This is a genomic window from Streptomyces sp. BRA346, from assembly GCF_052851135.1.
This window is the reverse complement of the sequence record NZ_JAIWIH010000041.1, coordinates 58924-78225: the sequence shown is the minus strand read 5'-3', so window position 1 is coordinate 78225 and position 19302 is coordinate 58924. Positions and strand designations below refer to the sequence as shown.

The 19302-nt window shown below is 73.0% G+C and carries 16 protein-coding genes; 8 read left to right on the top strand and 8 right to left on the bottom strand.

Annotated features, from left to right (window positions below):
* Positions 1-23 precede the first annotated feature (23 nt).
* The 4 genes from LCH29_RS36560 to LCH29_RS36545 all read right to left on the bottom strand — a co-directional run bounded on the left by LCH29_RS36560 (position 24) and on the right by LCH29_RS36545 (position 5605).
* A complete protein-coding gene (locus LCH29_RS36560; protein ID WP_446466018.1) occupies positions 24-746 on the bottom strand; it encodes a polyprenol monophosphomannose synthase in 723 nt (240 codons plus the stop codon).
* Positions 747-1105: 359 nt separating this feature from the next.
* On the bottom strand, positions 1106-2839 hold the full coding sequence (gene lnt / locus LCH29_RS36555; RefSeq protein WP_446465985.1) for an apolipoprotein N-acyltransferase: 1734 nt from the start codon (positions 2837-2839) through the stop codon (positions 1106-1108).
* Between the two features lie 599 nt (positions 2840-3438).
* Positions 3439-5082: an amidohydrolase gene (locus LCH29_RS36550; RefSeq protein WP_446465984.1), complete on the bottom strand. Its 1644-nt coding sequence runs from the start codon at positions 5080-5082 to the stop codon at positions 3439-3441.
* An 82-nt stretch (positions 5083-5164) separates the two neighbouring features.
* Positions 5165-5605, bottom strand: a complete 441-nt coding sequence (locus tag LCH29_RS36545) for an Lrp/AsnC family transcriptional regulator (protein WP_009713557.1) — start codon at positions 5603-5605, stop codon at positions 5165-5167.
* Positions 5606-5763: 158 nt separating this feature from the next.
* Here LCH29_RS36545 and LCH29_RS36540 point away from each other — a divergent pair, with 158 nt between their 5' ends.
* Positions 5764-6195 carry a hypothetical protein gene (locus tag LCH29_RS36540; protein WP_446465983.1) on the top strand — a complete coding sequence of 144 codons (432 nt, stop codon included), beginning with the start codon at positions 5764-5766 and terminating at the stop codon, positions 6193-6195.
* Positions 6196-6284: 89 nt separating this feature from the next.
* Here the strand turns inward: LCH29_RS36540 and LCH29_RS36535 are convergent, their stop codons facing one another.
* Positions 6285-7457, bottom strand: coding sequence for an acyl-CoA dehydrogenase family protein (locus LCH29_RS36535; RefSeq protein ID WP_446465982.1), 1173 nt, complete (start codon positions 7455-7457; stop codon positions 6285-6287).
* A 348-nt stretch (positions 7458-7805) separates the two neighbouring features.
* On the opposite strand from LCH29_RS36535, the gene LCH29_RS36530 reads away from it, so the two are divergent.
* The 5 genes from LCH29_RS36530 to LCH29_RS36510 all read left to right on the top strand — a co-directional run bounded on the left by LCH29_RS36530 (position 7806) and on the right by LCH29_RS36510 (position 12884).
* Positions 7806-9059 carry a glycoside hydrolase family 18 protein gene (locus tag LCH29_RS36530; protein ID WP_446465981.1) on the top strand — a complete coding sequence of 418 codons (1254 nt, stop codon included), beginning with the start codon at positions 7806-7808 and terminating at the stop codon, positions 9057-9059.
* Positions 9060-9347: 288 nt separating this feature from the next.
* Positions 9348-9503, top strand: coding sequence for a hypothetical protein (locus LCH29_RS36525; protein ID WP_446465980.1), 156 nt, complete (start codon positions 9348-9350; stop codon positions 9501-9503).
* Between the two features lie 43 nt (positions 9504-9546).
* A complete protein-coding gene (locus tag LCH29_RS36520) occupies positions 9547-10899 on the top strand; it encodes a GAF domain-containing protein (protein WP_446465979.1) in 1353 nt (450 codons plus the stop codon).
* A 67-nt stretch (positions 10900-10966) separates the two neighbouring features.
* Positions 10967-12490 carry an aldehyde dehydrogenase gene (adh, locus tag LCH29_RS36515; protein WP_446465978.1) on the top strand — a complete coding sequence of 508 codons (1524 nt, stop codon included), beginning with the start codon at positions 10967-10969 and terminating at the stop codon, positions 12488-12490.
* A gap of 31 nt (positions 12491-12521) precedes the next feature.
* Positions 12522-12884 carry a DUF779 domain-containing protein gene (locus tag LCH29_RS36510; RefSeq protein ID WP_446465977.1) on the top strand — a complete coding sequence of 121 codons (363 nt, stop codon included), beginning with the start codon at positions 12522-12524 and terminating at the stop codon, positions 12882-12884.
* A gap of 89 nt (positions 12885-12973) precedes the next feature.
* Here the strand turns inward: LCH29_RS36510 and LCH29_RS36505 are convergent, their stop codons facing one another.
* The 3 genes from LCH29_RS36505 to LCH29_RS36495 form a co-directional block, all read right to left on the bottom strand.
* Positions 12974-15154, bottom strand: coding sequence for a putative bifunctional diguanylate cyclase/phosphodiesterase (locus LCH29_RS36505; protein ID WP_446465976.1), 2181 nt, complete (start codon positions 15152-15154; stop codon positions 12974-12976).
* A gap of 369 nt (positions 15155-15523) precedes the next feature.
* Positions 15524-16144, bottom strand: coding sequence for an Hsp20/alpha crystallin family protein (locus tag LCH29_RS36500; RefSeq protein WP_446465975.1), 621 nt, complete (start codon positions 16142-16144; stop codon positions 15524-15526).
* 41 nt (positions 16145-16185) lie between these two features.
* Positions 16186-16449 (bottom strand): UBP-type zinc finger domain-containing protein, encoded by a 264-nt coding sequence (locus LCH29_RS36495; RefSeq protein ID WP_446465974.1) that lies wholly within the window; start codon positions 16447-16449, stop codon positions 16186-16188.
* A 263-nt stretch (positions 16450-16712) separates the two neighbouring features.
* Between LCH29_RS36495 and LCH29_RS36490 the strand changes: the two genes are divergently transcribed.
* The gene (locus LCH29_RS36490) at positions 16713-18443 is read left to right on the top strand and encodes a helix-turn-helix domain-containing protein (protein ID WP_446465973.1); all 1731 of its coding nucleotides are present in this window, start codon (positions 16713-16715) and stop codon (positions 18441-18443) included.
* Between the two features lie 72 nt (positions 18444-18515).
* Positions 18516-19154 (top strand): endonuclease, encoded by a 639-nt coding sequence (locus LCH29_RS36485; RefSeq protein WP_446465972.1) that lies wholly within the window; start codon positions 18516-18518, stop codon positions 19152-19154.
* The last annotated feature ends 148 nt before the right edge of the window (positions 19155-19302 follow it).

The following is a 19302-nucleotide window of genomic DNA, read 5'->3' as shown; positions in this document are numbered from 1 at the left end:
CTACTCCGAGCGCGCACGCCCCCCTACTGCTCCTTGCGGCCCAGCAGCTTGTTGACGCGCGAGCCCACACCCCAGGACATGACGCGCCAGGCCGCCTCGGTGACGATGTCCCGGCTCATCTTGCTCTCCCCGCGCTCGCGCTCGATGAACGTGACGGGGACCTCGATGACATGGAAGCCCGCCTTGACGGCGCGCCAGGCCAGGTCGATCTGGAAGCAGTAGCCCTGGGAGGCGACGGCCTCCATGCCGAGCCCCTCCAGCGTCTCCTTGCGGAAGGCCCGGTAACCCGCCGTCATGTCGCGGATCGGCACGTCCAGCATGAGCCGGGAGTACGTGCTGCCGCCCCGGGAGATGAACTCGCGGGACTTGGGCCAGTTGACGATCCGCCCGCCGGGCACCCAGCGCGAGCCGATCACCAGGTCCGCGCCCTTGAGCGCGGTGAGCAGCCGGGGCAGCTCCTCGGGCTGGTGCGAGCCGTCCGCGTCCATCTCCACCAGGACGCCGTAGCCGTGCTCGATGCCCCAGCGGAAGCCCGCCAGATAGGCGGCGCCCAGGCCCTCCTTGCCCTTGCGGTGCAGAACCTTGACGTGGTCGTCCTCGACCGCCAGCTCGTCGGCGACCTTGCCGGTGCCGTCCGGGCTGTTGTCGTCGGCGACGAGGATGTGGGCGTCCGGTACGGACTCCCGGACCCGGGCGACGATCGGCGCGATGTTCTCGGCCTCGTTGTACGTGGGAATGATCACCAGGACGGTGCCGAGCGGGCCGTACTTCCGCCGCCCGCCGTCGTCCTGGCCGGTGCGGCGCGGCTCCGGACCCCCGTCTGCGGTGACCGGCTGGTCGGCCTCGGCGGTCGGCTCCTCGGCCCCGGTGCGCGGCTGGGCGGCCTCGGCGGCCGGCTCCTCGGCCTCGCGTGCGTCGCTCACGGAATCTGACTGTTCGCTTCTCCGCCCGCGAGGCGATTCCTCAGGTTCGTTGCTCCGGCGCGGCTGGTCGGCCTCGCGTGCGTCGCTCACGGCATCTGACTGTTCGCTTCTCCGCCCGCGAGGCGATTCCTCAGGTTCGTTGCTCCGGCGCGGCTGGTCGGCCTCGCGTGCGTCGCTCACGGCTACTGCCCCTTCTTGTCCGTACGTCCCCGACGGCCGATCATGATCGCGGCCGCGCAGGACAGAACGCCCACCATAGCGAGCACCCACTCCGGGGTCGCACCGACGCGGTCGGCGAGGGTCGTGCCGTCACGCAGCGGGACGCGCGCGGTGAGCACATCCTGCGTGAATTCTTTCGTCCGCTGCTCGATCGTGCCATCCGGCGCGACGACCGCGCTGATCCCGCTGGTGGCCGCGCTGATCACCGGGCGGCCGTGCTCGACGGCCCGCAGCTGGTACATGGCCAGCTGCTGCTCGGGCTGGCCGGTGCGGCCGTAGGTGGCGTTGTTGGTCTGGACGACGAGCGCGCGGGCGCCCGCGTTGACCGTGTCGCGGACGATCTCGTCGTACGCGACCTCGAAGCAGATCACATCGCCCAGCCGGGCCGGGCCGACCTTCATCACCCCGGTGTGGTCACCGGGATAGAAGTCGCGGGGGACGCGCTGGAGCCGGGTGATGATCTTGCTCAGTTCCTTGCGGAACGGCACGTACTCGCCGAAGGGCACCGGGTGCTGCTTGGTGTACGAAGCGCCGGGACCGTCCTTGGGGTCCCAGACGATGCCCTCGTTGAACACATAGCCCGGCTTGCGGGGGTGGTCGACCAGGGCGCCGACCAGCACCGGCACGCCGATCGCCTGCACGGCCTCGTCGATCCGGGCGTAGGCCTCCCGGTACTGGAAGGGGTCCAGGTCGGAGGAGTTTTCCGGCCATATGACGAGGTCGGGCTTCTTGATCCGGCCGGCCTTGACGTCCTTGGCCAGGTCGAGCGTGGCGTCCACGTGGTTGTTGAGGATCTTCATGGGGCGGCCCAGGAAGTCCATGCCCGCCTGCTGCACGTTGCCCTGGACGACGGCCACGTCCACGCTGTCGTCCGCGCGGGTCGGGATCGGCACCGCGTATCCGGCCGCGGTCACGGCGGCCGCGACGACGACCGCACCGGCGGCGGGCAGCGCGCCCCGCACCGAGAGCCGCCCGTCCGCCCGCAGCCGCCACAGGGCGAGCGCGGCGGAGGCCAGCAGCCCGCCGGTCAGCGCGACGCCGAAGGTGACCAGCGGGGCGCCGCCGACCGCGGCGAGCGGGGTGAACGGCGACCCGGTGTTGGCGAAGGCCAGCCGACCCCAGGGGAAGCCGCCGAACGGCACCCGGTCCCGGGCCCACTCCTCGGCCACCCACAGACAGGCCGTCCACAGCGGCCACAGGGACGGCACCGGCAGCCGGGACACCAGGGCGAACCCGGCGCCCATCAGCACCAGGAAGAGCGACTCGATGACGGACAGGCCGATCACCGCGTCCCAGCCCACCACGTGGAGCCACTTCAGCAGCAGTACGAAGAACGGCAGCGCGAACGCGAACCCCGTCCAGGCGCCCTGGCGGGCGGTGCGGCCGTACGTGAGCAGGCTCAGGGCGGCCACGGCCAGCAGGGACAGCGGCCAGAGGTCGAACGGCGGGAAGGCGAACCCGAGCGCGAGCCCGGCGACGGCCGCGAGCGCGCTGCGCCCCGCCTCGCGGCGGGCGAGCCCGCCCAGGCGGCGCCACCGGCCGGGGCGGCCCCCGCCGGGGGGCGTGGACGCCTCCGCCGCGGCGTCGCCCCGGTCGCCCGTACGGGGCGCGTCCGCGGGCGTCCGCGGCCCGTCCGGTCGTTCTTCGGCCGGGCCGGACGAGGCGGCTTCGGCGGTGGTGTCGGAACCCGAGGGCACGGTGCGGCCTTCCTGCCAATCAAGCTGTGGTGAGGTTGACCGTATAACGCGGGCGCGCGGCTGTGTCCCCGAGGTGGGGAAGGCAGGGAAGGAAGACCGGGGTTCCCTGTTCCGACCTGTGCGGGCCTGTGGAGATCGGGTTCCTGGATTCGGCGGGGTTTCGGCGGATGCCGCCCCCTCGCGGGGGGCGGTCCGCCGTGTGCGTGCGGATGGGGGCCCGACGCCCTTCGGGCCGGCCTGGGACCCGCTGGCTGCGGGTCGACCGAGAGCCGTTGTCTACTGAGCGTCCGGGCCCCTCCCGGGTCGCACCTGCCGACCCGGCGACCCTTCCTCGCCCCCGTGCGCTGGACCTGGCTCCCAGTGGTGACGGCCTGGGCGGCGCGTCTCCCTCTGGCCCAGCGGCGTTCGACGACTGCGTGAAGATTCCCCGGTCGGGTGTCCAGTGGTGGACGGGGCCGAACCTACCGGCCACCGACCGGACCCTGTCAACAGTCGCATGACCTGCGTCGTTTCCTCAAATGACCAGGTCAGTACGGACAATGTTCAGCCGCCGCGACAGGCCGGTGGGACATCGTTCGGCGGTACGCGAACGCGTCGCGTCACTCGTCCGGACGGCTGTGCACGGTGCGTCCGCCCACCACCGTGCGCACGCACACGGGCAGTTGGCCGCCTGGAGTGAGGTCCGGCAGCCCGGGCGTGCCGGAGCGCGGATCGGTCGACCAGCCCGCCACCCGCGTGTCGGGGACCTGGACGACGAGTTCGCCGGTCCGCCACACCGCGTAGTCGGCGGGCGCGCCGGGCACGAGGACGCCCGCGTCGTCCCGTCCGATGGCCCGCCAGCCGCCGCGGGTGTGGGCGGTGAAGGCGGCGCGGGCGGAGACGCGGTGCTCGGGGGTGCGGTGGAAGGCGGCGGCGCGCACGGTGCCCCACGGGTCCAGCGGGGTGACGGGGCTGTCGGAGCCGAGCGCCAGGGGCACCCCGGCCCGCAGCAGCGCCGCGTACGGGTTGAGGGTGCGGGCCCGCTCGGGGCCGAGCCGCTGGGCGTACATGCCCTCCTCGCCGCCCCAGGCGGCGTCGAAGGCGGGCTGGACGGAGGCGGTGAGACCGAGGTCGGCGAAGGCGGCGATGGTCTCGGGGGTGAGCATCTCGGCGTGCTCGACGCGGTGCCGGGCGGCCCGGATCCGGGCGAGGCCGACCTGGTCGGCGGCGGCCCGTACGCCCTCGACGACGGCGGAGACGGCGGCGTCGCCGATGGCGTGGAACCCGGCCTGGACGCCGCCCTCGGTGCAGACGGCGACATGGGCGGCGACGGCGGCCGCGTCCAGGTAGGCGGTGCCGCTGTGCGGGGCGTCGGCGTACGGCGCGTGGAGGCAGGCGGTGTGGGAGCCGAGGGCGCCGTCCACGAAGAGGTCTCCGGCGGCCCCGGCGGCACCCAGCGCCCGTACCTTCTCCAGACCGGCGGCGCTCGTGACGGCCTCGGCCCAGTAGCCGTGAACCCGGGGGCCGGGCTCCCCGGCGGCGAGCCGCAGCAGCCCGGTGAGGTCGTCCTCGCCGGAGATGCCGGGGCCCGCGCATTCGTGGACCGAGCCGATGCCCATCGAGGCGGCGCGGGCGAGGGCGGCGCGCTGGGCGTCCTCGCGCTGCCGCGCCGTCACGCTCGCGTACGCGGCGGCGCGTACGGCGTGGTGGGCGTCGGCGGTGAGCGGCGCGTCGGGGTGGTAGCCGGTGCGTCCGGTGATGCCCGGGACACGGTCGAGCAGCGCGGTGGTGACCACGGCGGAGTGCACATCGGCCCGGCTGAGGTAGAGGGGCCGGCCACCGGTGGCCCCGTCCAGTTCGGTGCGGGAGGGCGGGCGACCACCGGGCCAGCCGCTGGCGTCCCAGCCATGGCCGAGAAGCACCGGGTCGGCGGGGTGGGCTGCGGCGTGCGCACCCACCCGCTCCAGGGCCTCGGCGAGGGTGGGGACGCCCGTCAGATCGAGGCCGGTGAGGGCGAGCCCGGTGGCGGTGGTGTGCACATGCGCATCCGTGAAGGCGGGGGTCACCAGCGCCCCGTCCAGCCGCACCACCTCGTCCACGCCGTCGGCGAAGCCGTCCGCGGCACCCTCGGAGCCGACCCAGGCGATGGTGTCGCCCTCGATGACCATCGCGGTCGCGAACGGGTCGGCGGGGCTGTGCACCTCGCCCCCGCGCAGCAGGACGGTACGGCCTTCGTCGGCCTGGACGGGGGTCGGGTCGTTCACGGCGGGCTGCCTCGCGGGGTCGGTTTTCGGACGTTTCCGGGCACGGGGGATCACACGTCCGGCCGGGCCCGTACGGGGTCGGTCAGACGCGCGGCGGGCGCGCCTCGTACGGAGTGGACAGGACGACGGTGGTGCGGGTGGACACCCCGGCCAGCGAGCGGATCCGGCTGAGCAGATGCTCCAGCTCCAGCGGCGTGGCGACCCGCACCTTGAGGATGTAGTTCTCGTCGCCCGCGACGCTGTGGCACGCCTCGATCTCCGGTACCTCGGCGAGCCGGTCGGAGATGTCGTCCGGCGCGCTGGGGTCGAAGGGTTTCACCGAGATGAAGGCGGTCAGGGGCAGCCCCACGGCCTCCGGGTCCACGACGGCCGCGTAACCGCGGATGACACCCCGCTGCTCGAGGCGGCGGACCCGCTGATGCACGGCCGATGTGGACAGGCCGGTGGCCTTGCCCAGGTCCGTGTAGCTCATCCGCCCGTCCTTGACGAGCAGCTCCACGATTTGTCTGTCCAACTCCTCCACAGCCGATCACCTTATGTGGTCGGAGGCGTCCGGGCACAGCGGGCGCACCCGCTTACCCGGTGTGGCGCGACGCATCTGCACGGGGCATGTGACGAACACCACATCTCCTCGTGGGTGTCCTATGAGATGCGGCGATTACCTATGCGGCGGCAAGGGAAATGCTTGCTGTGGTCGAGGCCGACGCGCCTGGCCAGCCCACCCGAGGGGGAAATCTCATGCCGCATGTTGAGCGCCTCGACGAAGGCGACGTCGAAACCTACGAGACCTACGAGATGTTCCGGGTCGTCTGCCCGGACTGCGCGCAGCCCATCGCTCTGCTCGCGGACGAGGACGTCCTTCCGGAGCACGCGCTGTGCCCGTCTCCGTGGAACCCGTTCGGGCTGACGGTGTGTGCCGGTACCGGGCGCGGGGTGGCGGAGGCCGCCGCCGCGGACGCGTCGCTGGACGCGCTCGAGCAGGACGCGGCGCTGCTGCTGACGCTCCCGGAGGGCCTGGACTGGCGGAAGCAGCCCTTCTCGCACATCGGCGGCCCGGGCTCGCGCCCGATCAGGACGCCGATGACGCCGCGCCACGCCGCGTCCCGCTCGTAAGCACCGTCACGCCTCGCAGGACACGCGAACACGGCGGGGGCCCGGCACTGCCGCGCCCCCTGACCGCTCCGTAACGGCGATCCGTGCGCCTACCGGCTCTCCGGACCCGCGATGCTGCGTGCGATGACCACGCGCTGGATCTGGTTGGTGCCCTCCACGATCTGGAGGACCTTGGCCTCGCGCATGTAGCGCTCGACCGCGAAGTCCGCCGTGTAGCCGTAACCGCCGAACAGCTGGACCGCGTCGGTGGTGACGCGCATCGCGGTGTCGGTGCAGAACAGCTTGGCCATGGCCGCCTGCCTGGAGAACGGCCGGCCCGCGTCCCGCAGCCGGGCGGCGGCCAGGTAGAGGGCGCGCCCGGCCTCGATCTGGGTGGCCATGTCGGCGAGCATGAACCGCAGCCCCTGGAAGTCGGCTATCGGACGGCCGAACTGCCGCCGCTGCGCGGTGTACGCCAGCGCCTCGTCCAGGGCCGCCTGCGCGAGGCCGATCGCGCAGGCCGCGATGCCCAGGCGGCCCGCGTCGAGGGCGGACAGGGCGATGGCGAAGCCCTGGCCCTCCTCGCCGATGCGGCGGGTGTCGGGGACCCGGACCCGGTCGAGGTGGATCTGCGCGGTGGGCGACCCGTTCATGCCCATCTTGCGCTCGGGGGCGGCGGCGGAGAGCCCGGGGGCGTCACCGGGCACCAGGAACGCGCTGATGCCCCGGGTGCGCTCGGGGCCTGTGCGGGCGAGGACGGTGTAGAAGTCGGCGATGCCGCCGTGGGTGATCCACGCCTTGCCGCCCTCCAGCGTCCAGGTGTCGCCCTCCCGGGTGGCCTTGGTGGTGAGGGCGGCGGCGTCGGACCCGGAGGCGGGCTCGGAGAGGCAGTACGCCCCGAGCAGCCCGCCGCCCAGCATCGCCGGAAGATGCTCGGCCAGCTGCTCCTTGGTGCCGTATCCGGCGAGGCCGTGACAGGACAGGGTGTGGACGCTGACACCGAGGCCGACGGTGAGACGGGCCGCGGCCAGCTCCTCCAGGACCTGGAGGTAGACCTCGTACGGCTGGTCTCCGCCGCCGAACTCCTCGGGGTACACCAGCCCCAGCAGCCCCGATTCGGACAGCAGGGTGAACAGTGCGCGGGGGAAGTGCCCGGCGGCCTCCTCCTCGGCGGCGCGGGGACGGATCTCCCGCTCGGTCAGCTCGCGGACGAGCGAGATCAGGTCGCGGGCTTCCTCAGTGGGCAGTTCGCGTTCCACCGGCTGCGGGCCGTGGTCGGTCATGGCGGCGCTCTCCTCTCCCTGTAGGGCGCGGCGGCGGCCTACGCGCCGGGTGGGGCGGCGCCGCCCGTGTCCTGCCGTCGAGCGGGTCCTCCCGTCGGATCACGAACGGGTGATGACCTGCAGCGTGGCGGTTGGAGTATGCCCGATCGGGGGGCCCGCGTCACCGGTGTATCGATCTTCAACGAAGTTCGTCCGTCCGGGTGTCGCCCGGACCGGATTGGCCCAGACCATTGACCCCACTGGTCTAGTCCTTCTACCGTTCTCCCACCCTGCCCTGCGCGTGCATGTCAATATCGGGTCAGGTCGTCGGGCACTTCATCTCCCCTCACCCCCCACCGAGGAGAATCCATGCTCAGACCACGCGGACTACGCGCCGCACTCGCGGCCCTCTCGACGGCGGTGCTGACCGCCACCCTGCTCGCGGGCGCGGCGACGGCCAGCCCCGGCGCCGCCCCGGCGGCGGAGTCCCCCACCAGCGCCACGGCTCCGCGGGCGGCGGGCACCAAGGTGGTCGGCTACTTCACCGAATGGGGCATCTACCAGCGGAACTACCACGTCAAGAACGTGGAGACCTCCGGGTCGGCCGCCAAGCTCACCCACATCAACTACGCCTTCGGCAACGTCACCGGCGGCAAGTGCGCGATAGGTGACGCGTACGCCGACTACGACAAGGCGTACGACGCCGCGGGCAGCGTCGACGGCAAGGCCGACACCTGGGACGCGGGCGCCCTGCGCGGCAACTTCAACCAGCTCCGCAAGCTCAAGAAGCTGCACCCCGACCTCAAGGTCCTGTGGTCCTTCGGCGGCTGGACCTGGTCCTCCGGGTTCGGCGAGGCGGCCAAGAACCCCGCGGCGTTCGCCGAGTCCTGTTACAACCTGGTCGAGGACTCGCGCTGGGCGGACGTCTTCGACGGCATCGACATCGACTGGGAGTACCCCAACGCCTGCGGCAACACCTGCGACACCAGCGGCCGGGCCGCGTTCAAGAACGTGATGGCCGCGATGCGCGCCAAGTTCGGCCAGAACAACCTGGTCACCGCCGCGATCACGGCCGACGCCTCCTCCGGCGGCAAGATCGACGCCGCCGACTACGCGGGCGCCGCGCCCTACGTGGACTGGTACAACCCCATGACGTACGACTTCTTCGGCGCCTGGGCGGCCCAGGGCCCGACCGCCCCGCACTCGCCGCTGACCTCCTACAGCGGCCTGCCCCAGCAGGGCTTCTACACCGACGCCGCGATCCAGAAGCTCAAGGCGCTCGGCGTCCCGGCCTCGAAGCTGCTGCTCGGCGTCGGCTTCTACGGACGCGGCTGGACCGGCGTCAGCCAGGCCGCCCCCGGCGGCACCGCGACCGGCGCCGCGCCGGGGACGTACGAGGCGGGCATCGAGGACTACAAGGTGCTCAAGAGCACGTGCCCGGCCACCGGCACGGTCGCCGGAACGGCGTACGCGCACTGCGGCAACCAGTGGTGGAGCTACGACACCCCCGCGACCATCGCCGGGAAGATGGCCTACAAGCAGCAGCAGGGCCTCGGCGGCACCTTCTTCTGGGAGCTGAGCGGCGACACCACCAGCGGAGAGCTGATCAAGGCCATCAACTGAGGCCGTCACCTGACGCAGGCCGTCGACTGACGTAAGCGATCGGCCAACGGAGCCGGGAGCCAGGGGGCTCCCGGCTCCTTCGTACCCGCCAGTAGCCCCGCGCGCAAGCGCCTCTCGCACATGCCGCACGCATGCGCCGAAAACCCGCGCTCCGATGAACCGATCCGGCACCGGAGCCGTATCGCAACGCGGCTTGTTCTGACTATTGCGGGGCAACCGCCTCACAAGGAAATCTGAGCGCTGGGGTGGCCCTGACCGGCCCGTTGCGCATGAACCAAAGGATCGATCATGAGTTCCGAGCAGTGCCCGAGCTGTGGCGGCCAACTCGCCGTCAACCAGGACGGGTGGAAGATCTGCCACTCCTGCGGCTACGCCTCACCGCCCGGCTTCGCACCCGCCCCCGCGCCCGGTGGCTGCGCCGTCCCCGCCACCCCGCCCACCTGACCCTCCGACCCACCCGACCCTCCGTACCGTTGAGCGAGGCCCCGTGGTCAATCCCTGGCTGGCGATGGCGTCCGGCACCGATCCGGCGGAGCGCACCCGTGCGGTGCGCCGCGCGCACGAGGCGTTCCTGACGGAGGGGGCCGTGGGCCCGGCCGTCCGCCCGGTGGTGGCGGACTCCTGGCGGCGCTCCGTCGACGCCCGGGTGGCGCAGGAGTGCGTGGCACCGATCGATCTGGCGGACGACGCGCTGGAGGCGTACCGGGCGGACCATCCGCTGGCCGGGGTGATGCCGCTCTTCCGCGAGCTGCTGGGGAGCATCGCGCATGACGGCGCCCATCTCCTCGCGATCTGCGACGACCTCGGCCGCATGCTGTGGGTGGAGGGGCACACGGGGATGCGCCACCGGGCCGAGCGGATGAACTTCGTGGCCGGGGCGCGCTGGGACGAGCGCCACGCCGGGACCAACGCCCCCGGCACCGCGCTCACGCTCGACCACGCGGTGCAGATTTTCGCCACGGAGCACTTCAACCGCAGCGTGCAGCCGTGGACCTGCGCCGCGGCCCCCATCCACGACCCGCACTCCGGGCGGCTGCTGGGCGCGGTGGACCTCACCGGCGGCGACCATCTGGCCGCCCCGCACAGCCTCGCCCTGGTCCAGGCGACCGCCCGCGCCGCCGAGGCGCAGCTCGCCGCCTTGGCGCCCCCGGCGCGCGGGCCGCGCGTCGCGCTGACGGCGCTGGGACGCGACGAGGCGCTGCTCGTCACCGACGAGCGGCGGCTGCGGCTCGGGCGGCGGCACAGCGAGATCATGCTGCTGCTCGCGGGCCATCCGGAGGGCCTCAGCGGCGACCGGCTGGCGCTGGAGCTGTACGGACCGCGGGCCGACCACCGGTCGCCGGTGACGCTGCGCGCCGAGATGTCCCGGCTGCGCCGGCTGGTGGGCCCGCTGCTGGGCTCGCGCCCGTACCGGCTGTGCGCGCCGGTGCGGACCGATGTGAGCGTGGTGGCCGAGGAGTTGGCGGCCGGTCAGGTGGCCACGGCCCTGCGGGCGTATCCGGGGCCGCTGCTGCCGATGTCGGAGGCGCCCGGGGTGTGCCGGATGCGGCGGGACCTGGAGGACGGGCTGCGGCGGGCCGTGCTGTCCGGCGGCGACCCGGAGTTGCTGCGGCGCTGGGCGCAAACGCCGTGGGGCGAGGACGACCTGGAGGTGGCGGAGGCGCTGCTGGCCGCCCATCCGCCGCACTCCCCCGGCCGGGCGGGCCCGGCGGCGCGGGTGCGGCGGCTGCGCGAGGTGTACGGACTGGCGGGCCCCGCCCGGGAGGACGGCACGCGGGAGGACGGCCCGCGGGAGGACGACCACGGGGACGCAACGTTGCTGCAACGTTGCCGCGTCTAGCCTCCCCACATCTCCGCCCGTCCCGTGGCGGGCGGAGCCCGCAGGTACGACAGGGAGGGCCGCCCCCATGACGCGTTACGCACACCCCGGCTCCGAGGGATCGGTTGTCAGCTACCAGCCCCGCTACGACCACTGGATCGGCGGGGAGTACGTACCGCCCGCCAAGGGCCGCTACTTCGAGAACCCGACGCCGGTCAACGGGCAGCCGTTCACCGAGATCGCCCGCGGCACCGCCGAGGACGTCGAACGCGCCCTGGACGCCGCGCACGCGGCCGCGCCCGCCTGGGGCCGTACCGCGCCCGCCGAGCGCGCCGCGGTGCTGCTGAGGATCGCGGACCGCATGGAGCAGCACCTCGAAGAGCTGGCGGTCGCGGAGAGCTGGGAGAACGGCAAGCCGGTACGGGAGACCCTGGCCGCCGACATCCCGCTGGCCATCGACCACTTCCGCTACTTCGCGGGGGCGATGCGCGCCCAGGAGGGCAGCCTCTCCGAGATCGACGACGACACCGTCGCCTACCACTTCCACGAGCCGCTGGGCGTGGTCGCCCAGATCATCCCGTGGAACTTCCCGATCCTGATGGCCGCCTGGAAGCTCGCCCCGGCGCTGGCCGCGGGCAACGCGGTGATCCTCAAGCCCGCCGAGCAGACGCCCGCCTCGATCCACGTCTGGATGAACCGGATCGCCGACCTGCTGCCGCCCGGCGTCGTCAACATCGTCAACGGCTTCGGCGTGGAGGCCGGAAAGCCGCTGGCCTCCAGCCCGCGGGTGGCCAAGGTCGCCTTCACCGGCGAGACCACGACCGGCCGGCTGATCATGCAGTACGCGAGCGAGAACCTGATCCCGGTCACGCTGGAACTCGGCGGCAAGAGCCCGAACATCTTCTTCGACGACGTCTCGGCCGCCGACGACGACTTCCTCGACAAGGCCCTGGAGGGCTTCACCATGTTCGCCCTCAACCAGGGCGAGGTGTGCACGTGTCCGTCGCGCGCGCTGATCCAGGACGGCCACTACCAGGACTTCATGGACGCGGCCGTGGCCCGTACGGAGAAGATCGTCCAGGGCCATCCGCTGGACACCGACACCATGATGGGCGCGCAGGCGTCCAACGACCAGCTGGAGAAGATCCTCTCCTACCTCGACATCGGCAAGCAGGAGGGCGCCCGCGTCCTCACCGGCGGCACCCGCGCCGAGCTCGGCGGCGAGCTGGAGGGCGGCTACTACGTGCGGCCCACCATCTTCGAGGGCGGCAACCACATGCGCGTCTTCCAGGAGGAGATCTTCGGTCCTGTGGTGGCGGTGGCCCGGTTCGCGGATTTCTCGGACGCGATCGAGATCGCCAACGACACGCTGTACGGGCTGGGCGCGGGCGTCTGGACCCGGAACGGCACGGCCGCGTACCGGGCCGGACGGGCGATCCAGGCGGGCCGGGTGTGGACGAACTGCTACCACGCCTACCCGGCGCACGCCGCCTTCGGCGGCTACAAGCAGTCGGGGATCGGGCGCGAGACCCACAAGATGATGCTGGACCACTACCAGCAGACGAAGAACCTGCTGGTGAGCTACTCGCCGAAGAAGCTGGGCTTCTTCTAGACCGGCGGGTGTCCCGAGGGACGGAGAGGTGATGACGGAGATCTCACGCATCGCCCTGACCGACTCCGCGGCCGATCTGATCCGGCGGTTGACCGCGGAGCACGGGCCGCTGATGTTCCATCAGTCGGGCGGCTGCTGCGACGGCAGCGCGCCCATGTGCTACCCGCTGGGCGAGTTCCGCACGGGCGCGTCCGATGTGCTGCTCGGCGAGCTGGCGGTGGAGGGGGTCGAGGAGCCGGTGGGCTTCTGGATGTCCGCGTCGCAGTTCGAGCGGTGGCGGCACACGCATCTGACGGTGGACGTGGTGCCGGGGCGCGGCAGCGGCTTCTCGCTGGAGGCGCCGGAGGGCGTCCGCTTCCTGATCCGCTCCCGGCTGCTGGACGCGCCGGAGTAGCGCGCGGCGGGGAGAGCGCGCGGGCGGGCCGGGCACGACCGGCCCGCCCGTACAGGAGCGCGTACGGCGCCCAGCCGGCGTACGGACGCTCAGCTGGCGTCGGCCAGCGCCAGGGTGTGCAGCCGCTCCGGGGGGCCGGGGCGGGCGTAGTACCAGCCCTGGGCGGTGTCGCAGCCCAGCATCCGCAGGTGCTCGGCCTGCACCGCCGTCTCGACGCCCTCCACCGTGACCGCCAGGTCGAGGGTGTGGGCCAGCGAGACGATGCCCTCCACGATCTTGACGTCGACGGGGTCGGCCGGGGCGCGCTGCATGCCGCGGGTGAAGGAGCGGTCCAGCTTGAGGGTGCTGACCGGGAGGCGGCGCAGGTACGAGAGGTTGGAGTAGCCGGTGCCGAAGTCGTCCAGGGCGATGTCCACGCCCAGGTCGGCGAGTTGCCGCAGCGGCCGCAGGGCGTCCTCGTCGGCGCCGATGAGGTCGTTCTCGGTGACCTCCAGGCACAGGGCGCTCGGGCACAGTCCGGCGTTCTCCAGGACCGCCACGGTGTCGGACACCAGCGTGGGGTGGCTCAGCTGGCAGGGCGACAGGTTGACGTTGACCCGCAGCCGCTCGGCGCCGCCCTCGTCGGCGTCCTGCCAGGCGCGGGCCTGCCGGGCGGCCTGCTCCAGCACCCAGCGGCCGAGCGGCACGATCAGGCCGGTGTCCTCGGCGAGCGGGATGAACTGGTCCGGGCCGAGCACCCCGTGCACCGGGTGCAGCCAGCGCACCAGCGCCTCGGCGCCGCGTACGGTGCCGTCGGCGAGCCGTACCAGCGGCTGGTACTCGATGAAGAACTCGCCGTTCTCCAGGGCCGACGGCAGCCCGTTGCTGAGGCTGTGACGGGCGATCACCCGGGCGTTGGAGTCGTCGTCGGCGAGTTCGTAGCGGTTGCCGCCCGCGGCCTTGGCCCGGTACATGGTGATGTCGGCGCTCCGCAGCACCTCGGCCCGGCAGATCTCCCCGGCCCGCCCGTCGACGACGCCGATGCTGGCCCGTACCCGCAGCTCGCGGCCCTCGACCTGGACGGGGTCGGCGAGCGCGGCGAGCATCCGGCGGGCCATGGCGGTGCCGTCCGCCTGCGCGGCGGGCCCGGTGACCAGCGCCAGGAACTCGTCGCCGCCGACCCGGGCGACCAGCTCGTGCGGGGACGTCACGCACCCCTGGAGCCGCTCGGCGACGGCCCGCAGCATCCGGTCCCCCGCCACGTGCCCGAGGCTGTCGTTGACGGCCTTGAAGCCGTCGAGGTCCAGGTAGCACACGCCGAAGCGCTGGGCGTCGGCCGCGGCGGCGAGCACCTGGTCGAGGCGTTCCAGGAACAGGGTGCGGTTGGGCAGCCCGGTCAGCTCGTCATGGGTGGCCTCGTAGCGCAGCCGCTCGCGCAGCAGCCGGTGCTCGGTGATGTCCTCGGCGAGCGCGAGCTGGTACTGGGGCGCGCCATGGGAATCGCGGAGCAGGGTGACGGTGAGGTTGGTCCACAGCACGCTGCCGTCGTCGCGGTAGTGCGGCTTCTCGATGCGGAAGTGGTCACGCTCGCCCGTCACCAGCTCGCGGTACAGCTCGTGGACGCCCGGGGCGTCGTCGGGGTGGACGAACTCGGTGACGTTGCGGCCGGGGCGGAAGAAGGAGGCACCGCCGAACATCCTGGCCATCGCGTCGTTGACGACGAGGACTTCGCCGTCGAGTCCGGCGATCCCCACGCCGATCACCGCGCCCTCGAACACGGCCTGGAACTTGGCCTCGCTCGCGTGCAGCGCCTTCTCGGCCTCGACGCGCGCGGTCAGGGCGGCGCGGGAGATGGCGTTCCGCTCGTCGCGCTCACGCTCGCGCAGCGCCCGGACGAAACCGGCGGCGAGCGCGTGCTGGAGCCGGGCGCAGCGGGCCCGTACGTCCTCGTCGCTCATCGGCCGGTCCGGCGGGGAGTAGAGCACCAGGTACGCGTCGATGATGCCGAGGATCGCGGGCAGCGCCTCGGGCTCGGCGCACTGGGCGTCCACCAGCGCGGCGCCCACCTCGTAGGCGTCGGCGGTGTCGAAGGGGTCGGTGCGCAGGGCCTCGCTCAGGTGGTGGGCCAGCGGCAGCAGATAGTCCTCGAACTCGTCGAGGGTCATGGTGGTGGCCGCCATCGGATGGACGGCCCGGCTCCAGATCGCCGCGAACCGCCGCAGCCTCTCGTGGTCCGCCTCGGCGTCCCCGGCGCCGTCCCGACGTCTCGGCCCGCCCGGCGTCGAGGTCATATCGCACGCCTCGCCGGGGGGACGCCGCCTGGGGCTGGTTCGTCCTCGCCCGGGGCGTCGATGTCCGCGCCTGTGGCGTAGATGCCCGCCGGCCGCCAGGTGGCCTTCAAGTCCCGCACTTCCTTCGCCCTCTTCCGGCTTCCGGGGCCGCCCTCGGGGTCGTCCGCGTCCTCGGGGCAGTGGAGCACGACGAAGAGCGGCAGGGCAACCCGCTGCTGAGGCGAGATTACTGATCAACCGTTGGCTGAGGAAAGGAAAAATGGACATTGGCCATCCGGATGTACCCGCGGAGAGGGGAGAAGCCGGGAGAAGCCGGGCATCGGTCGGCGGCGCCCGGGTGGGGCGCCGCCGTGGAGAGGGATGTCGGGTTCAGCGGTTGCGGCCGCGGAAGCCCCAGCCGGATGAGCGGGTCTCACCGGCCTCTTGGGCACCTTGGGCCCCTTGGGCCCCTTGGGCTTCGGTGGTTTCTTCGGCCACGCGTGTCCTTCCGGCTTCGGCCTGTTGCCCGCCGCCGGTCTCGCCGCTCTCGGTGATCTCGACATGACGGGGTTTCACGGCTTCCGCCTTCGGGACGGTGATGGTGAGCACACCGTCGGCCATCTCGGCCCTGACGGCCTCGGTGTTGACCTCGGCGGGCAGCAGCATCCGGTACTCGAAGCGCCCGGTGCGACGGGTGCTCCGGCGCAGTACGCCCTCGCGTTCGCGTTCCCCGATCTCGCCGGAGACGGTCAGCTCCTGGCCGCTCACCTCCACGTCCACGTCGGCGCGCCGGACGCCGGGGAGGTCCACTTCGACCCGGTAGGCGTCGTCGGCTTCGGTGACGTCGGCGGCGGGCACCCATGCGGTGAGGGCGGGCGGGGCGGCGCCGACGGTGGATTCGAGGAGTCCGCCCATCTGGCTGAGCAGTTCGTCGAATTCCGCCAGGGGGTTGCGGCTCCAGCCCCGGGGGCGTTCGAGGGGGCCTGCGCCCCGGTGTCGTCGGACGGGCATGCTCATCGTCCTTCACCTCCGTGGTGATGGTTGTCGGCAGGTCAGGCCAGGGCCTCGTGGACGTAGCACCACCGCCATTCCTCGCCCTCCTCCAGGGGCTCGACGATGGGATGGCTCGCCGCTGCGGCATGGGCGCGGGCGTGCTTGAGCGGGGAGGAGTCGCAGCAGCCGACGTGTCCGCAGGTCAGGCAGAGCCGCAGATGCACCCAGGGCGACCCGAGGCGCAGGCACTCCTCACACCCCTGCGGGGTGTGCGGGGTGACCGGGCGCACCATGGACAGATGGGGGTCGGGCTCGATGGCCATGGCGTTCACCCTCCTTGCGTAACGGGCGACCGGACGTGCGCGCCGCCGCCGGCCCGGCCCATCGGGTCATTGGCCGGACCATTGGCGGGGCGGAGGCCCACGCCGTCAGGGTGACAAGGGCGGACGGTGATGTGCCTGCGTCCCCGAGGTCGAAATTACGACCCTGAATTCACCCTCTTGCGGTGATTCGCCCGGATAGGGGTACTCCGGCACGGAGTGAGGTGCCGAGGAGGCAGAGCGCCGAGGACGCCCGGAGTGACCGCATGACCCCATCAGGTGTCGCCGATGAGCTGATGCTGCGCTGTCTGACCATGTTCGACAGCCAGGACGAGACGGAGATCCTGCGCCGGGCGATGGCCCAGGTCAGTACCGTCGGCCCGGGCCGCGCCGAGGCGGGCTATCTGCTGCTCGGCGACGGCCTGGTGCGCTGCCCGGGCGATGGCTTCCGGGCGACCGCGGCCCTGGACGCGCAGGTCAGGGAGCTGGCGGGCCGGGACGGACCGGTGCGCTTCCCCCGGCGGGCCTGGGGGTGGGCGTTCGCCCTGCGCGAGCCGGTCGGGCTGGGGCCGCCGGATGTGCGCCGGGCTCCGGAGGGGGCGCGCGTTTGTGACGGGCCCGGGCCGCCGGGCGGGCTGCGGGGCGCGCTGGTGGTCAGCTCCCGGGACCGGCCGGGCGAGGACGAGCGGTTCCTGCTCTCCCTCCTGGTCCACCAGACCTCCGCGGCACTCTCCATCGCCGCCGCCCACCGCCGCGAGCGTGCCCAGGCCACCGAGCTGCGCCGGGCCCGGGGCGAGCGGGAGGCGATCCGGCAGCGGCTGGACCGCTCCCTCTCCGACCTGGGCCATCTGCACGAGGTGCACGACGCCCTCGCCCGGGCCGCCGCCCGCGGCGACCGCGAGGCGGGGATCGCCCGGGCGCTGCACCGCGTCACCGGGCTGCCCGCCGCGGTCGAGGACCGGTTCGGCAACCTGCGGGCCTGGGCGGGCCCCGGGCGCCCCGACCCGTACCCCAAGCCCGATCCGGCGCAGCGCGAGGAGCTGCTGCGCGACGCCGCCCGCCGGTCCCGCCCGGCCCGGGTGCGGGACCGGCTGGTCGCGGTCGCCGCGCCGCGGGGCGAGCTGCTGGGCGCGCTGTGCCTGGTGGATCCCGAGGGCCGGGCGGACGAACGGGCCGTACGCGCCCTGGACCACGCCGCGTCCGCGCTCGCCCTGGAGCTGGCGCATCTGCGGGAGCTGGCCGAGCTGGAGCTGCGACTGCGGCGCGAGCTGGTGGACGATCTGCTCACGGGCGCGGACGACACCAGCGCCTACGCCCGCGCCGAGGCGGTCGGCCACGATCTGCACGGTCCGCACCATGTGGTCGCCGTGCGCTGGGCGGACGGGCCGGCGGACGACGGGTTCCTGCGCGCCGTCGGCCGGGCGGCCGCGGGGCTGGGGCTGCGGGTGCTGCCGACCCTCCGCTCCGGTGCGGCGGTGCTGGTGGCGCGGGGCCGTCCGGCCGAGCGCGCGCTGCACACGGCGCTCAGCCGGGAACTGGGCTCACCGGCCGGGGCCATCGGCGTCGGCGGCCGCTGTGACACCCCGCACGAGGTGCCCCGTTCGTATCAGGAGGCGCTGCGCGCACTGGAGGTCCGGCAGGGCTCGCACAGCGCGTACGGCATCACCTTCTTCGACGATCTGGGCCTGTACCGCATTCTGCGCACCGGAAAGGATCAGCGGGAGGTCGAGCAGTTCGTACGGGAGTGGCTGGGCCCGCTGCTGGACTACGACGCGCTGCACCGGACGGCGCTGGTGGAGACCCTGACCGCGTACTTCGACCGCGGCGGCAACTACAGCGCGACGGCCGCCGACCTCGTCATCCACCGCTCCACGCTGCGCTACCGGCTCCAGCGCATCCGCGAGATCAGCGGCAGCGATCTGACGGACGTGGACAGCAGGCTGAACCTCCAGGTGGCCACCCGCATCTGGAAGATCATGCGGAGCGGACCCGAGTGAACCGCGCCGCGCCGGGCACTCGCGGGGACCGTCGCCCTCAGCGAGGCCCCTGGCCAAGGAGGTGGCTCCGAGATGAGCGAGAAGGACAAGAACACGACCGTGGTGCGCAGTCTGCTGGACCGGCAGGGTACGACGTACGCGTCCGAGGCCGGAATCACCCTGCGGAACACCCCCGGCGCCCTGTACCAGCTGCTGGTACTGGCCCATCTGCTGTCCGCCCGGATCAAGGCGGACATCGCGGTGGCCTCCGCGCGCGCCCTCTTCGACGCCGGGATGCGTGATCCTCGGAGGATGGCCGACGCCACCTGGCAGCAGCGGGTCGACGCGCTGGGCGAGGGCGGCTACCGCCGTTACGACGAGCGGACCGCGACGCAGCTCGGCGAGGCGGCCGAGCTGGTGCAGCGCGAGTACCAGGGCGATCTGCGGAAGCTGCGCGAGGCCGGGGACCCGCGGAAGCTGCTGCGGGAGATCACCGGCATCGGACCGGCCGGGGTCGACATCTTCCTGCGGGAGGCGCAGGGCGTCTGGCCGGAGTTCGCCCCGTACTTCGACCGCAAGGCCCTGGAGGGCGCCGAGCGCGTCGGCCTGCCGAAGAGCGCCGCGTCCCTGGAGAAGCTGGTGTCCGGCAAGGACCTCCCCCGGCTCGCCGCGGCCCTGGTCCGGGTGGCGCTCCACGGCGACGCCGCCCAGGAGGTGCGCGCCGCGGCGTAGCGCGCCGTCAGTCGAGCGCCCCGGCCTGCTCGGGACGCTCGCCGGGGTTCCCGCCCGAGGCGGCGCCGCCGCCGTCCGCGCCGTAGGGGGTGTCTTGTCGATCATGCCGGGCTCCCTCCTCACGCGGGTTGCGATGTACCGCTCCCCC

Excerpts from the sequence above, each read along its gene's own strand:
- LCH29_RS36540 (WP_446465983.1), top strand. The coding sequence starts at position 5,764 with ATGCTTGCTGTGGTCGAGGCCGACGCGCCTGGCCAGCCCACCCGAGGG.
- LCH29_RS36535 (WP_446465982.1), bottom strand. The coding sequence starts at position 7,457 with ATGACCGACCACGGCCCGCAGCCGGTGGAACGCGAACTGCCCACTGAG.
- LCH29_RS36530 (WP_446465981.1), top strand. The coding sequence starts at position 7,806 with ATGCTCAGACCACGCGGACTACGCGCCGCACTCGCGGCCCTCTCGACG.
- LCH29_RS36525 (WP_446465980.1), top strand. The coding sequence starts at position 9,348 with ATGAGTTCCGAGCAGTGCCCGAGCTGTGGCGGCCAACTCGCCGTCAAC.
- adh (WP_446465978.1), top strand. The coding sequence starts at position 10,967 with ATGACGCGTTACGCACACCCCGGCTCCGAGGGATCGGTTGTCAGCTAC.
- LCH29_RS36510 (WP_446465977.1), top strand. The coding sequence starts at position 12,522 with ATGACGGAGATCTCACGCATCGCCCTGACCGACTCCGCGGCCGATCTG.
- LCH29_RS36505 (WP_446465976.1), bottom strand. The coding sequence starts at position 15,154 with ATGACCTCGACGCCGGGCGGGCCGAGACGTCGGGACGGCGCCGGGGAC.
- LCH29_RS36500 (WP_446465975.1), bottom strand. The coding sequence starts at position 16,144 with ATGCCCGTCCGACGACACCGGGGCGCAGGCCCCCTCGAACGCCCCCGG.
- LCH29_RS36495 (WP_446465974.1), bottom strand. The coding sequence starts at position 16,449 with ATGGCCATCGAGCCCGACCCCCATCTGTCCATGGTGCGCCCGGTCACC.
- LCH29_RS36490 (WP_446465973.1), top strand. The coding sequence starts at position 16,713 with ATGACCCCATCAGGTGTCGCCGATGAGCTGATGCTGCGCTGTCTGACC.
- LCH29_RS36485 (WP_446465972.1), top strand. The coding sequence starts at position 18,516 with ATGAGCGAGAAGGACAAGAACACGACCGTGGTGCGCAGTCTGCTGGAC.